Source organism: Reinekea sp. (assembly GCF_046710285.1).
Taxonomy (GTDB): domain Bacteria; phylum Pseudomonadota; class Gammaproteobacteria; order Pseudomonadales; family Natronospirillaceae; genus Reinekea.
Map to the genome: position 1 here is coordinate 1 of NZ_JBKEGY010000015.1, position 13174 is coordinate 13174.

The following is a 13174-nucleotide window of genomic DNA, read 5'->3' on the forward strand; positions in this document are numbered from 1 at the left end:
TGGCAATAATAGTTGCTAGTACGCCCATTTGCTCAGGTGTTTTAGCGACAAAGCGTGCCGCTGCTGGTGGAATAATCATCAAGGCTGTAATTAACAAAACCCCAACAATTTTCATCGCGGTGGCTATCGTCAGTGCGACCAATAATAAAAAGATAATTTTTATTAAACCAGTATTAACACCTTCAGCTTTGGCTAAGTCTTCATTGACGGTTATGGCTAGCAGCGGTTTCCAGATATAAATTAACAGGGGTAAGCCAATGCAAACGATAATGCCGACTAACATTAAGTCGCTATAGCCAACAGACAATAAATCACCAAATAATAAACCAGTTAAGTCAGTTCTAATTTGTGTAGAAAACGCTAAAACTAACATGCCTAACGCTAAAGAACCGTGAGACATTATGCCGAGCAGGGTATCGGTTGGTATACGTTGTTGGTGTTGCAGCGCAAAGAGCAGCAGTGCAAGTAATGACGTGATGATGGCAATACCAAGGGTAATGTTCCAGTTCAACAATACCGCAATGGTAATGCCCAGCAAACCGGAATGCGCCATAGTCTCACCAAAATAAGCCATTTTACGCCAAACTAGAAAGCTACCTAACGGGCCGGCCAATAGAGAAATAAGTATACCGGCCATTAATGCAGGCCATAAAAGACTAATCATGGTGATGACCTCCACAGTCAGATAGATCATGAGTGTGGTCATGTTCGTGGGTATAAACGGCTAGGGCCGGGGCGAATTTTTTGCCAAATAATTGCGTGAATTCAGGATGTTGCGAAACCGACTCTGGATGACCAGAGCAGCAAATGTGTTTGTTCAGGCAAATGACTTCATCAGTAGCAGCCATCACAATGTGTAAATCGTGAGAGACCATGACCACAGCGCAACCAAGCTCAGTACGCAATGCTTGAATTAACTCATATAGAGCTACTTCACCATTAAAATCGACACCTTGGGCGGGCTCATCGAGAACTAGAATGTCTGGTTTAGCGAGCAGCGCACGGGCTAACATAACTCGCTGAAACTCGCCGCCGCTCAATTTTTGAACGCGTCGATGAATGAGGTGCGCAACGCCAGTGCGGTCTAAAGCTGCGCTGGCATCTTCTAACGTTGCTGTTTGGGTGAGAGTCATGAGGCGATAAACATCTAGGGGTAAAGATTCATCAATTGAAAGCTTTTGCGGCATGTAACCAATACGTAAGCCATTGCTTCGATGAATTTTACCCGATGTTGGTTTTTGGATGCCAATGAGGGTCTTAATTAATGATGATTTACCTGCGCCGTTAGGACCAACGATGGTGACAATTTCCCCCGCGCTGACCGTCACGTTGACGTTATCTAAGATAGTTTGCCCATTTATCTGTAAACAGATATTTTCAGCCTGCAGTAAAAAGGGTAGTGGTGATGACGATATCGGCACAAAAGAGCTCCTAGATTGGTGCAACAATGATGACGGCGAACAGTAAAAAATCAAGGCCTGCATAGACTTTAGCGATGTCTATCGGTAGCCTTTCGCCTACATTGACTGGAGAGTATCACTTGAAGAAGGCATTAATTAATAAATTTGGTTTAGTACTTGGGTTCATGTTGTCAATTTCGGCTTTTGCTGAGCCTTTAAAGGTATCCGTTAGCTTGGCACCGCTGCACAGTTTGGTTGCGCAACTTGGACACGGTATATTTGAGCCGAGTTTAATATACTCTATCGAACAGTCACCTCATTCTGCTGCTTTAAGACCAAGTCAGCTTAGCCTTATTCTCAATACAGACTTATTAATCTGGGTTGATGAGTCGCTAGAGCACAGTCTAGGACGAATTATATCGCAACGTCGGCCGAGTGGTCAGATAATGCAGTTATATGAAGAAAACGGTGCTATCAGTTATGAGTCAAATTTAACATTGCTCAATAATCGTCCAAGCCTGTTTGAATTATCGACAGAAGAAGATGCACATAGCGAGCATTCTGAACACGATCATGATGCAGATAGACACACAGAGGTGACAGGTCATGCTGAAGAGCACGGTCACGAAGCCCATGACCATGGTTTGTTGGACCCTCATTTTTGGCTAAGCCCAGATAATGCCTTGCAGTTCAGTCGAGCGGTTTACCAGCAGCTTATCGTAATTGATGCCAAAAATTCTTCGCAATACCTAGCAAACTTAACTAAGTTAGAGTCCGATTTAACAGAGCTTCAGGCTGAACTAAAAGTTCAAACCCAGCCTATACAATCGGTTCCATTTATCGTTTTTCATGACGGTTTTCAGTATTTTGAACAGGCCTTCTCGTTAACAGGTATAGGGTCGGTGGTCTTGATTCCAGATCAACCGCCGGGTCCAAAAACGATAAATAGCTTAATTGATGCAGCTCAGCAACATCATGTTGCTTGCCTTTTTGCAGAGCCTCAATATGACCAAAAATACCTAACATTTATTCAGAAAAATCTAAACTCTGCTAAAATTGGTGTTATTGACACCTTAGGCAGTCAGCTTTTAATTGGCGAAACATTATATACCGAGCTATTAACGCAACTTGCAGCAAACATGATTAGTTGCCTGGAGTACAAACAGTGAATTTGATTGAAGCAGTACTATGGGATATGGATGGGGTATTGATTGACTCTGAACACCTAGTGCAGCAAGCATTCACCGAAGTAATGTTAGCTACTGATTACATGGACGACCCAGCACAAAAGTACCTTGAAACCGTTGGCTTTAATAGGGCAAGTACAGTGAATTGGTACCTTCCTTATGTGGGTAGCCGTGAAATTGCTGAAGAACTCTATTCAAAAGTACATGATACTTACATAGAGCTCTCTAAAACCCAACTTAAACTCAAAGCGGGTGTTGTTGAGGCGTTAAAAACTGTTCAATATATGGGCATTCCTCAAATGGTCGTCACCAGCACAAGAACAGAAGTAGCCTTATTGAAATTAGCCCGATTCAATATTTTGTCATATTTTGAAGATGTATTAGGAGGCGATCAAGTTAGCAAGGGTAAGCCTCATCCTGAGCCTTATATCACAGGCGCAAATAGGCTCAAAGTACCCACTAAAAATGCACTTGTCATCGAAGACAGCGAAAACGGCGTGAAGTCAGGAGTCGCGGCAGGCTGTATGGTTTTACACATGCCAGACCTTATTAACACCAAGTTAGAATGGAACAATGTAATCTATGGCGCATTAGATTCTCTTGAATCATTTCCTGAATGGTTATCGTCTAAACAATTTGGCATGTGGGTATGAACTTAGAGGCCATTGAGCCGTTATCGGCTTTAGGCATTGAATTAGTTTCTTGTAATTCAGGACAAGCAGTTTTTTCCATTCCACTGCATGGCAACCGAAATGATAAAGGTACTTTTTTTGCCGGTAGCCAATATTCCGCTGTGGTTCTTTCGGGGTGGTATCTTTGTTCACATTGGGCCGGGCTGAATGACTTGGGCGAAAAAGTAGCCATTAAATCTGGTGAGGTCGCTTACCCCAAGGCTGCATTAGGTGACCTCACGGTAACAGCTGCATTTAAAGCTTTACCTGAGAAGCGACCAAGCGGACATTGGCGAGCAATGGTTGAAATTAATGCAGTTGATGAACTCGGTGAGACCGTATGTAAATTCATTGGTGATTATCGTATTTTACAATAATGCAAAAAGTACCCATAGATAAAATACTGATCCAACCTACGGTGCAATACCGATGGTTAGAGCAAAATGGTTCAATCGAGTTTTCACTTCCAACTGAGGTGCTAGAGAAAATTGCCAGCTTATGGCAGCTTTATCTTGAAGCATTACCAACTAACCCATCTGACTTTTTGCAAACGAGTAATGTTGCTAGTTTCGAGCTATTTAATGATGATCTGTTATTCGCGCTGTTTACTGGCGCCAGCTATGCATTAACTCGAACAGAAGCCTTTCAGCTAACGATTAAAGACACTCAAATGTTATGGAGCATAAATTTATAATCAATCGCAAACCCCACCATTGATCAAATGGGCTAGCTATATCTAAATGGTTATGGGCCTGAAAGAATAACTGCATTGAAATTAGTTAAATCCAACTAAAACTGCTGAAAAATGCTCAGATATTCGCTACTATCGGGTCATCTTGAATAACCTTAGTGAGCAACATGAGCGATAGCTTGTTTGATGACATTCGACCCTTCCATGATGATGAAGTTAAAGCCGTCCTAAAAGAGACGCTGAATGACCCAGAGTTTGCGAAGACAATTGGTTCATGGTTGGCTCCTAAGTTAAATAAAAAAATCCCCTGGTTAGTGCGGCCGCTTATACGGCTAGTCTTTAAGGCCTACCTATTGGGTGTATCGGATATTAAAAAGTTTCAAAACAAGTTGGCGCCTTTTGCGGGTTTATTGGTTCGCAAGTCAATTCAAGAATACAGCGTACATGGGTTAGAAAAACTAGATCCCAAAAAAGCGTATCTGTTTGTCTCTAACCATCGAGATATTGTGATGGACCCAGCGATTGTTAACTGGGCACTGTACAACAATGGTTTTGACACCGTAAGAATAGCCATTGGCGATAACCTGCTCACCAAACCATTCTCGTCAAACCTTATGCGACTCAATAAAAGCTTTATTGTTGTTCGTGGTTTAAAAGGTATGAAAGAACGCCTGCGTGCGGCACAAAAACTGTCACGTTATATTCATTATTCTATTCGTGAAGACAACGCCAATGTCTGGATAGCTCAAGCTGAAGGCCGTGCCAAAGCAGGTTACGACAAAACCAATAGTGCAGTGATAGGTATGTTCAGTTTAAGCAAACCAAAGCCAGTTCCTTATGCTGACTACATTAACGAGTTAAATATCGTCCCCGTTGCTATAAGCTACGAGCTTGACCCTACAGATATTTCAAAAGCCCGAGAGTTGTATGCTCACGCTTCTGAAGGAAGCTACAAAAAGCGTAAGCATGAAGATATGAATTCAATCGCTAAAGGCATGACCGGCTGGAAAGGGCGAGTACACTTAGAATTTGGCGATGTGCTCAATGGCGATTACGAAAAAGACGCTGAAGTTGCCACCGTTATAGATAAACAAATTTATAAGTTATATCGGCCGTTTGAAACCAATGAATGGGCCGAAGCGCAACTTGAAGGCCGTGAAATAGAGCTTGTGAATAGCGCGGTGGAACAATTAGCTGCACGCTGTGCAAAGTTAAATGATCATGTTAAACCCTATTTACTCAAGCAATATGCAAATGGCATGCGAATGAAAGAAAATAAAGGGCCGCTATAATGGCTATTCCGACGCTTGGGTCTATTCATCACATTGCGATTATTTGTTCAGACTACCAAGCGTCAAAAGATTTCTATTTGAACGTACTTGGTGGCAAGCTAAAAGCAGAAACGAACCGAGAAGAACGCCAGAGCTATAAGCTAGATATAAGTTTTGAGGGGTTTGAAATAGAGCTGTTTAGTTTTCCTGATCCTCCCGTTAGAGCTTCACAACCAGAAGCCCAGGGCTTACGCCATTTGGCTTTTCGGGTAGCAGACTTAAATGCAGCCATTAATTATTTAGATTCCATGCGGGTGTCGGTAGAGCCAATTCGTGTGGATGAGTTGACGGGCAATCGTTTTACATTTTTTAAAGATCCTGATGGCTTGCCCTTAGAGCTAGTAGAGTGCGAATAACGGTGTCTTTAATCAGTCACCGATAGCTAATTTGAATTAAAGAGGTTGGTATGGGCTTCAATATTTCTCCACAATTTATAAGCCGAATTATTTTATGCTTGTTGTTGGTGATGGTCATGGTGTTGTCCTTGGCGCCGGTTTCTCAACCTGACTTTTCTCCAAACGATAAAGTTAACCATTTTATTGCCTATGGCACTTTGTCATTTGTAGGGTTTTTCGCATTTCAACGCTGGTTTTGGGTTGCGATAGGTTTATTTTGCTATGGTGTTTTAATTGAGTGTTTACAGGGGATGACCGAATACCGTTTTGCAAGCGGCGCTGATGTTGTTGCAAACTCGTTAGGTATCATTATTGGGGCAGGGGTGTACGCAGGACTCTATTTCAGCGTTCTAAAAAATAATCGTTTATTTAGGAATTAATTATGGCCAGTAAAAATGTAGCGCTGGTAGCGCATGATAATAAGAAAAAAGAGCTAGTGGCATGGGCCAAAGTTCATCAAGAGCATTTAGCGCCGCTAACTATTTGGGGAACTGGTACGACGGGTCGTTTGATCGAAGAAGGCCTAGGTCGGCCTGTCACTCGATTGCTCAGTGGGCCACTTGGAGGTGATCAGCAAATAGGCTCAAAGATTGCGGAGGGCGCGATAGATTTATTGATCTTCTTCTGGGATCCATTAGAGCCGCAACCACATGACCCAGACATTAAAGCTCTATTGCGGATAGCCGCTTTATACAATGTGCCAGTAGCCTGCAATAAAGCCAGTGCTGACTTTATGATAATGTCACCTTTGTTGCATAATGATTACCAAGCCGATGCACCCGACTTCTCAGCTTATGCTAACCGGACGACACCTGCAGGCTAGTTAGAACAGTGTTTTCGATATTTTGTAAGCTAAAGTTTACAAAAATGCCCGTACAGCGCAACCCTTTGGTCGACGTCAGGCTATACTGAACGTGAATTATCAGTACGATGCGTGCTCACCTAACTAAGTAAAGGGCTGCGTTTGAAACCGAAAACACATCACTCAATTTTAGAAGATGTCATCGCCGTATTTATGGCTTCTATTTTCGTTTCTTTGGGGATCTATCTTTTCAGCGAGTGCGGACTCTTAACAGGCGGAACAGCGGGCATAGCGGTGTTACTAACGCATGTAACCCCCTTTAGCTTTGGTCAAATATTCTTCGTTGTCAATGTACCGTTTTATTACTTGGCTTATAGACGAATGGGTACCCGTTTCACCCTAAATACCTTTGTTTCAGTATCACTTGTCTCATTCATTTCTGATTATTTTCGAATTTTCCTACAGTTTGAATACGTGAACCCAGTTTTTGCATCTGTCGTGGGTGGTTTGTGCATTGGCATGGGAATCCTAATTATGTTTCGACATGTTTCTAGCCTCGGTGGTCTGGGTGTTTTGTCCTTATTTATGCAAGATCGATTCGGAATATCAGCTGGAAAATTTCAAATGGTGGTTGATATAGGTATTGTCGGAGTAGGGTATTTCTTAGTGCCTTTACCGCTCTTATTAACGTCAATATTGGGTGCATTTGCTTTAAATATCGTAATTGCGCTGAATCACAAACCTGGGCGATATCAAATTAACTAGACTATCTAATGATAATCGTTTGCATTTGAGTCTAGTTGTCGTTATTGTTCTCGAAAATCTACTCCTAAGAGAGCTATGTATGAAGCAAGCAACAAAAAAATTACTGACAACAGGTCTTTTGGCTCTAACCGCCACGCCTCTTTTGGCGGAAGTTAATATCTATTCTTCACGTCAAGAAGGTCTAATCAAGCCTCTTTTAGATAAATTCACAGAGCAAACTGGCATTGAAGTAAATTTGGTTTCCGGTAAAGATGATGCGCTTATTACGCGTTTATCTACAGAAGGGAAACGCTCTCCTGCTGACTTATTGATTACAGCTGATGCGGGTCGTTTGTATCGTGCTAAAGAAGCCAATGTATTACAACCGTTAAAGAGTGATGTTGTCGATGCTAAAGTGCCTGCGAATTTACGCGACAGCGATGATTTTTGGACCGGATTAACTATGCGTGCGCGTCCAATTTTTTATGTGAAAGGCAATGTGACGGAAGATGAGTTATCAACCTACGAAGCATTGACCGACGCTCACTGGAAAGGGCGTATCTGTATTCGTTCTTCAAGTAACATCTATAATCAATCGTTAATCGCATCGATGATTGATGCAAATGGTGAGAACGCTTCTGAAGAGTTTGCTAAGGGTTTAGTTGCAAATATGGCACGTCCGCCTTCAGGTGGTGATACCGATCAATTAAAAGCAGCTGCAGCAGGTCTTTGTGATATCGCAATCGCCAACACCTACTACTACGGTCGATTAGTTAACAGCGATTCAGCAGCAGATAACGAAGTAGCCGCAAAACTGGGCGTTTTTTGGCCAAACCAAGGTGACCGAGGCACACATGTTAACGTAAGTGGTATCGCGATTACCAAAGCCTCTAAAAATGTTGAAGAATCAAAACAATTAATTGAATTTATGCTAAGCACAGAGTCTCAACAGTGGTATTCTGAGGTGAATAATGAGTACCCAGTTGTTGCTGGAGTTGATGCATCTAATGCATTAACTAACTTAGGTGAATTCAAAGCCGATGCAGTTAATCTAACTGTACTAGGCGTAAATAATGAAGCAGCGGTTAAATTGATGGATCGCGCTGGCTGGAAGTAGTCTTGCTAAGATTTGATAAACTTTCTTTTATTACAATTGCAACGGCAGCGTTATTAACGCTGCCGATTGTCGTTATAGTCATTCAAATATTCTCTCAAGATATGTCGATCTGGCATCATCTCTACGAAACTGTCCTTTTTGATTATGTAACGAATACCTTGTTATTGATGTTTGGCGTTGGTGTGGGTGTGATTATTCTTGGGGTATCTACTGCATGGTGGACGAGCAGCTTTGACTTTCCAGGTCGCCGCATAGTTTCACTGTTATTGCTAATGCCCATGGCGATGCCAGCTTATATTATTGCTTACACCTATACAGGGATTCTTGATTTTGCGGGTCCGATCCAAACTGTTCTTCGTTCTGTTTTTCAAGTTTCTTATGGTGAATACTGGTTCTTCGAGATACGTTCGTTAACCGGTGCCATGTTGATGTTGGCGTTTGTTCTATATCCCTATGTATATTTAATGAGCAGAGCGGCCTTTTTATCTCAGTCGGGCAACTTACTTGATGTTAGCCGATCATTAGGCGTTTCGCCGTTAATGAGTTTCTTCAAAGTGACCTTACCCATGGCTCGACCCGCAATTATTGCCGGTTTAAGCCTAGTATTGATGGAAACCTTGGCAGATTATGGCACCGTTGAGTATTTTGGTGTCAGTACCTTCACCACAGGCATATTTAGAACTTATTATGGGCTTGGCAGTATTGCTGGGGCCGCACAATTGGCCACGGGTCTTTTGTGTTTTGTATTGTTGCTGGTGATGCTAGAAAAGTTTTCTCGCCGCCGCATCCGCTATTTTAGTCATACTGAAAGTCAAATAAAGCCGAACCGCGTTAAACTCACTGGTGCCCTGCAGTGGATTGTTTTAGCCTGGTGTATGGTTCCGGTCTCTATTGGCTTTCTAATTCCGGCGGCTGTCCTTGCTTACTGGTCAGTTAAAAGTAACGTATTATTAAGTTCTGAATTTTTTGTATTAATTTGGAATAGCTTTAGTTTGGCTTTTATTGCGGCTTTTGTTGCCGTTACATTAGCTTTAGTGCTGGCTTATGCAGCACGAAAGTCGAAAAGCAAACTCGTGAATGGGGCAGTGCAAGTTACCTCCTTAGGTTACGCTATGCCGGGAACAATCGTCGCGATTGGTGTGGTCATCGCCTTCAATGGCTTCGACAATGCCTTTTTAAGCTTTTTAGAGCGCTATACTGATATTGAGTTTGGCTTGTTTTTATCAGGTACCTTGGTCGCGGTTGTTTTTGCTTATACCGTGCGTTTTTTAGCGGTGTCTTTAGGGGCGATTCAAAGCGGCTTACAAAGTATTAAACCGAGCATTGACCAAAGTGCTCAGTTGCTAGGCTTAACACCGTCTCAAATTATTCGTAAAGTACATGTGCCTTTGCTCAGTGGCAGTGTCTTGACGGCATTTTTAATCGTGTTTGTAGATGTATTAAAAGAATTGCCAGCAACACTTATTCTGCGGCCGTTTAACTTTAATACTTTGGCAGTGCGAGCCTACGAGTTTGCTTCCGACGAACGGCTTATTGATGTAGGCCCAGCAAGTTTAACTATTGTATTAGTTGGCCTAGTGCCAGTTTTTTTATTAAATCGTTCTATTGTTAAAAATTAATGGTTGCTATGAAACCCAAAGAACCGCAGTCTCAGTTTGTATTAGATCTTGACGATGTAGATGTCAGCTACGGCAGCCATCGAGTTGTTAAACGGGTTTCGTTGCACCTAGAAAATGGCCAAGTGGGCTGCTTGCTTGGACCTAGTGGTTGCGGTAAATCGACACTCTTGCGCGCGATTGCTGGCTTTGAATCGGTCACTCATGGAAAGATCACCATGCTCGGCAAAGAGATGTCGTCAAAGTCAACTCAAGTATCGCCAGAGCTTCGCAATATAGGCATGGTATTTCAAGATATCGCGTTATTTCCGCACCTGACTGTTGAGCAAAATATCGCCTTTGGTATTCAATCGTTGCCAACAACTGAACGCAAAGCCCGAGTATCCGAGTTACTAAGTCTAGTCGGTCTAGAAGACACTGAATCACGTTATCCAAACTCTTTATCAGGCGGTCAGCAACAACGTATTGCCTTGGCCAGAGCCTTAGCGCCCAAGCCAACCTTATTGTTAATGGATGAACCGTTCTCAGGGTTAGATGCGACCTTAAAAGAAACGCTAGTGCCAGATATTCGCCGCATATTAGTGAAGGAAAATATCACCGCAATAGTCGTCACCCATGACCAACTGGAAGCGTTTGCCATTGCAGATAAAGTAGCAGTGATGAATAACGGCTGCTTAGAGCAATACAGTGCCCCGTTCGAACTTTACCATTTACCTGAAACACGTTTTGTCGCCGACTTTATCGGTCAAGGCGATTTTTTACACGCTGAGATTCTCAACGAAGGTCAAATCAATACCGAACTGGGTATTTTAAATTTAACCGACCCTCATGACTTTGCCACTAACACCATTGTCGATGTGTTAGTTCGCCCAGACGATGTATTGCATGATGACGAAAGCAACTTCTTCGGTGTTATTATCAGCAAGCAGTTCCGTGGTACTTACTTTCAATATCAAGTTGAACTGACTAATGGACAAAAGCTACTTTGCTTAGCGTCTAGTCACCATAATCATGCATTGGGTGAACGCATTGGTATTAAGTTAGATCTTGATCATATTATGTTGTTTGAAGCGCAGGGTGGGGAGTAGCTGCAAGTTTTTAGCTGCAAGCTGCGAGTAAGGTCAAAAGATGGTGTGGCTGCAGTTTTTAGGTGCAGCCTATGGTCTTATTTGACTAATATTGCTTTTACAATATCTGCTATTTGGGTTTCTTCTTGTTTACTGCCTAGTTTTTCTTTCATTTTCTCGCCGTTTAAAACAAGGGGTTCTTGCCATAAGTAGCGCATTTTAATGACTTCTTTTAACATGGGGCTGAATAAGCTTGCAAAGGTTAAAGCTAACCAAGGGAACTTTGATTGCTTCACTGTTTGTCCATTTTGTTGGAGCGCTGTAACCCACTCTTGGGTGGTGAGTTGTAAGCCTACATCGTGCCATAGCTCGAAGGTGGCTTCGCTACTTTCGACGAGTTGTGCCGCATTGGTACAGAGGTCGGGTAGGTAGCTCCAAAAGTGCTTATGCGTTTGGTCGTGAGGCATAGATAATTTTGATTGTTTGCCTTTGGTTCTTAGTGCCATATTTAGCCATGTAAAATGAGTATTGGGTCCAATAAAGTCGCCTGCTCTAATGATGGTAGTTTTCACACCATGCTGGCTGGCTTGTTTTAAACGTTGCTCCATTTCAACCCGTATTTCGCCTTTTTTGGAATAGGGCAGCTGTTGGGTTAATTCATTGACCCATTGAGGTTGTGGTGAGTAGTTATAAACATTGCCGGGCAATAAAATGCGTGCGCCCGATACTTTTGCGGCGGCAATAGTTGGCTCTAGCATCGCTAACGCTTCTTGTTGCCAGCGATGGTATTTTGGGTTTGCCGCATAAACAATGAGCGCACAGCCATGGGCTGCATTCAAAACAGCCTCGCTGTCATTGGCTGACCCTTCTATAATGTCCGCAGCAGCTAGGGCACCCGGGCATTTGTCTTTATCGCGTATGAGTATTTTTAGCTGCCAACCTCTATTGAGCAAAGTTAAGGCCATTTGAAAGCCAAAATTGCCTGTAGCGCCAATGATTAATGCCGTTTTCATGATTTGTCCTCCAGTTCATTTAACGCTAGTATATTATTCAAAAATCAATAGTGAATGACATTAATGTGATAGTGGATATGCAAAAATGAATAGATTTAATTGGCAATGGTGGCAATATTTTTTAGCGTTGGCAGAACATGGGAGTTTATCGAAAGCCGCTGAAATATTATTAGTGTCTCAACCAACCCTTAGTCGCCAATTAGTGGCTATGGAGAGTAAGTTGGGGCAGGCATTGTTTGATCGAAGTACTCAAGGGTTGTCTTTAACTCAGTTTGGTGCAGGTTTCCTTGAGCAAGCCCAAGAGATGGAGGCGACAGCGCAAAGGTTGCAGAGATTCGCACAAGGACAAGAGAATCGACTAGTCGGGCGCTTACGCTTATCTGCAAATGAAATGGTTGCACAGTACTATTTACCGAAAATATTGCCTAAATTCATGGATCAATATCCTGAAGTAGCGGTAGAAATAGAAGTTTCTAATCAGGCCAGTAATTTGGATAAACGTGATGCCGATATTGCTATTAGAATGTTCCCTCCAACGCAGTTAGACATTAAGGCGCGGCATTTATTTAATATTCCGCTGGGTTTTTTTGCCCATAAAGAATATTTGGATACTGTTGGTCGTCCCACCACAGAAGCGGAGCTATTCAGCTGCCGAATTTTAGGCTTTGATCGTGATGAACAGTTTATTAAGGGCGCCCGCTCTAAGGGGTGGAATATTAGTAAAGAAGACTTTTTTGTACGCAGTGATTTTTTGCCGATGCATCTCGAAATAGCTCGGAATAAAGGAGGGGTGGTGGTGACGCATAAGGCATTATGTTTCAACGCGGGCCTTGAAGAGTTGTGTTTTGATGTTCAGTTGCCTTCATTGCCCATTTACCTAGCTTGCCACCGTGACGTTCAGCATAATCAAAAAATCAGAGTTATGATGGAATTTTTAGCTGAATATCTAGAAGCATCGACTCAAATGATATAATAGAGCCTACTTTGTTAGCCTAAAAATATGCAATTGGGTGCTACTGTCTAAAGTCAGCGAAGTTGACACATAGGTGATTAAAGATCATCATAATTTGATTGTTGTGTTTTTTTGAAGTGCTCGTAATTGTTGAATTGTTTGAAGCCAAGAAGTTTAACAACCATGTG

16 protein-coding genes are annotated in these 13174 nt (G+C 42.4%); 13 read left to right on the forward strand and 3 right to left on the reverse strand.

The window, feature by feature from the left end; translation table 11 throughout:
- Both ACI882_RS11355 and znuC read right to left on the reverse strand, forming a co-directional pair.
- The coding region (locus ACI882_RS11355; RefSeq protein WP_411748495.1) for an iron chelate uptake ABC transporter family permease subunit at positions 1 to 664 on the reverse strand (664 nt) is incomplete at its 3' end.
- Positions 657 to 1421 carry a zinc ABC transporter ATP-binding protein ZnuC gene (gene znuC, locus ACI882_RS11360; RefSeq protein ID WP_411744214.1) on the reverse strand — a complete coding sequence of 255 codons (765 nt, stop codon included), beginning with the start codon at positions 1419 to 1421 and terminating at the stop codon, positions 657 to 659. The genes znuC and ACI882_RS11355, both read right to left, overlap by 8 nt.
- Before the next feature lie 74 nt (positions 1422 to 1495).
- Between znuC and ACI882_RS11365 the strand changes: the two genes are divergently transcribed.
- The 12 genes from ACI882_RS11365 to ACI882_RS11420 all read left to right on the forward strand — a co-directional run bounded on the left by ACI882_RS11365 (position 1496) and on the right by ACI882_RS11420 (position 11042).
- Positions 1496 to 2569: a zinc ABC transporter substrate-binding protein gene (locus tag ACI882_RS11365; RefSeq protein WP_411744215.1), complete on the forward strand. Its 1074-nt coding sequence runs from the start codon at positions 1496 to 1498 to the stop codon at positions 2567 to 2569.
- Entirely contained in the window at positions 2566 to 3240 is a 675-nt protein-coding gene (locus tag ACI882_RS11370) for an HAD family hydrolase (RefSeq protein WP_411746966.1), read from the forward strand. Before ACI882_RS11365 ends, ACI882_RS11370 begins: the two co-directional genes overlap by 4 nt.
- Complete coding sequence (locus ACI882_RS11375; protein ID WP_411745656.1) at positions 3237 to 3635, forward strand: YiiD C-terminal domain-containing protein; 399 nt, start codon at positions 3237 to 3239, stop codon at positions 3633 to 3635. The genes ACI882_RS11370 and ACI882_RS11375 overlap by 4 nt, the downstream gene beginning before the upstream one ends.
- Positions 3635 to 3952: a hypothetical protein gene (locus ACI882_RS11380; RefSeq protein WP_411745657.1), complete on the forward strand. Its 318-nt coding sequence runs from the start codon at positions 3635 to 3637 to the stop codon at positions 3950 to 3952. Before ACI882_RS11375 ends, ACI882_RS11380 begins: the two co-directional genes overlap by 1 nt.
- Positions 3953 to 4116: 164 nt before the next feature.
- Entirely contained in the window at positions 4117 to 5241 is a 1125-nt protein-coding gene (locus ACI882_RS11385) for a 1-acyl-sn-glycerol-3-phosphate acyltransferase (RefSeq protein ID WP_411745658.1), read from the forward strand.
- Positions 5241 to 5636, forward strand: coding sequence for a VOC family protein (locus tag ACI882_RS11390; protein WP_411745659.1), 396 nt, complete (start codon positions 5241 to 5243; stop codon positions 5634 to 5636). Before ACI882_RS11385 ends, ACI882_RS11390 begins: the two co-directional genes overlap by 1 nt.
- A 50-nt stretch (positions 5637 to 5686) precedes the next feature.
- Positions 5687 to 6055, forward strand: a complete 369-nt coding sequence (locus tag ACI882_RS11395; RefSeq protein ID WP_411745660.1) for a VanZ family protein — start codon at positions 5687 to 5689, stop codon at positions 6053 to 6055.
- Positions 6056 to 6057: 2 nt separating this feature from the next.
- Positions 6058 to 6498 carry a methylglyoxal synthase gene (locus ACI882_RS11400; RefSeq protein ID WP_411745661.1) on the forward strand — a complete coding sequence of 147 codons (441 nt, stop codon included), beginning with the start codon at positions 6058 to 6060 and terminating at the stop codon, positions 6496 to 6498.
- 141 nt (positions 6499 to 6639) lie between these two features.
- On the forward strand, positions 6640 to 7242 hold the full coding sequence (locus ACI882_RS11405; RefSeq protein ID WP_411745662.1) for a YitT family protein: 603 nt from the start codon (positions 6640 to 6642) through the stop codon (positions 7240 to 7242).
- 79 nt (positions 7243 to 7321) lie between these two features.
- Entirely contained in the window at positions 7322 to 8338 is a 1017-nt protein-coding gene (locus ACI882_RS11410) for a Fe(3+) ABC transporter substrate-binding protein (RefSeq protein ID WP_411745663.1), read from the forward strand.
- 2 nt (positions 8339 to 8340) lie between these two features.
- Positions 8341 to 9957, forward strand: a complete 1617-nt coding sequence (locus ACI882_RS11415) for an ABC transporter permease (RefSeq protein WP_411748496.1) — start codon at positions 8341 to 8343, stop codon at positions 9955 to 9957.
- An 8-nt stretch (positions 9958 to 9965) separates the two neighbouring features.
- The gene (locus ACI882_RS11420) at positions 9966 to 11042 is read left to right on the forward strand and encodes an ABC transporter ATP-binding protein (RefSeq protein WP_411748497.1); all 1077 of its coding nucleotides are present in this window, start codon (positions 9966 to 9968) and stop codon (positions 11040 to 11042) included.
- 77 nt (positions 11043 to 11119) lie between these two features.
- Here the strand turns inward: ACI882_RS11420 and ACI882_RS11425 are convergent, their stop codons facing one another.
- Positions 11120 to 12034: an NAD(P)H-binding protein gene (locus ACI882_RS11425; RefSeq protein WP_411746981.1), complete on the reverse strand. Its 915-nt coding sequence runs from the start codon at positions 12032 to 12034 to the stop codon at positions 11120 to 11122.
- A gap of 85 nt (positions 12035 to 12119) precedes the next feature.
- Here ACI882_RS11425 and ACI882_RS11430 point away from each other — a divergent pair, with 85 nt between their 5' ends.
- Entirely contained in the window at positions 12120 to 13007 is an 888-nt protein-coding gene (locus ACI882_RS11430; protein WP_411745887.1) for a LysR family transcriptional regulator, read from the forward strand.
- Positions 13008 to 13174 lie beyond the last annotated feature (167 nt).

What these genes read in the sequence shown, in the direction of transcription:
- ACI882_RS11365 (WP_411744215.1), top strand. Translation starts at nt 1,496, where the DNA reads ATGTCTATCGGTAGCCTTTCGCCTACATTGACTGGAGAGTATCACTTG.
- ACI882_RS11375 (WP_411745656.1), top strand. Translation starts at nt 3,237, where the DNA reads ATGAACTTAGAGGCCATTGAGCCGTTATCGGCTTTAGGCATTGAATTA.
- ACI882_RS11380 (WP_411745657.1), top strand. Translation starts at nt 3,635, where the DNA reads ATGCAAAAAGTACCCATAGATAAAATACTGATCCAACCTACGGTGCAA.
- ACI882_RS11385 (WP_411745658.1), top strand. Translation starts at nt 4,117, where the DNA reads ATGAGCGATAGCTTGTTTGATGACATTCGACCCTTCCATGATGATGAA.
- ACI882_RS11390 (WP_411745659.1), top strand. Translation starts at nt 5,241, where the DNA reads ATGGCTATTCCGACGCTTGGGTCTATTCATCACATTGCGATTATTTGT.
- ACI882_RS11395 (WP_411745660.1), top strand. Translation starts at nt 5,687, where the DNA reads ATGGGCTTCAATATTTCTCCACAATTTATAAGCCGAATTATTTTATGC.
- ACI882_RS11400 (WP_411745661.1), top strand. Translation starts at nt 6,058, where the DNA reads ATGGCCAGTAAAAATGTAGCGCTGGTAGCGCATGATAATAAGAAAAAA.
- ACI882_RS11410 (WP_411745663.1), top strand. Translation starts at nt 7,322, where the DNA reads ATGAAGCAAGCAACAAAAAAATTACTGACAACAGGTCTTTTGGCTCTA.
- ACI882_RS11420 (WP_411748497.1), top strand. Translation starts at nt 9,966, where the DNA reads ATGAAACCCAAAGAACCGCAGTCTCAGTTTGTATTAGATCTTGACGAT.
- ACI882_RS11425 (WP_411746981.1), bottom strand. Translation starts at nt 12,034, where the DNA reads ATGAAAACGGCATTAATCATTGGCGCTACAGGCAATTTTGGCTTTCAA.
- ACI882_RS11430 (WP_411745887.1), top strand. Translation starts at nt 12,120, where the DNA reads ATGAATAGATTTAATTGGCAATGGTGGCAATATTTTTTAGCGTTGGCA.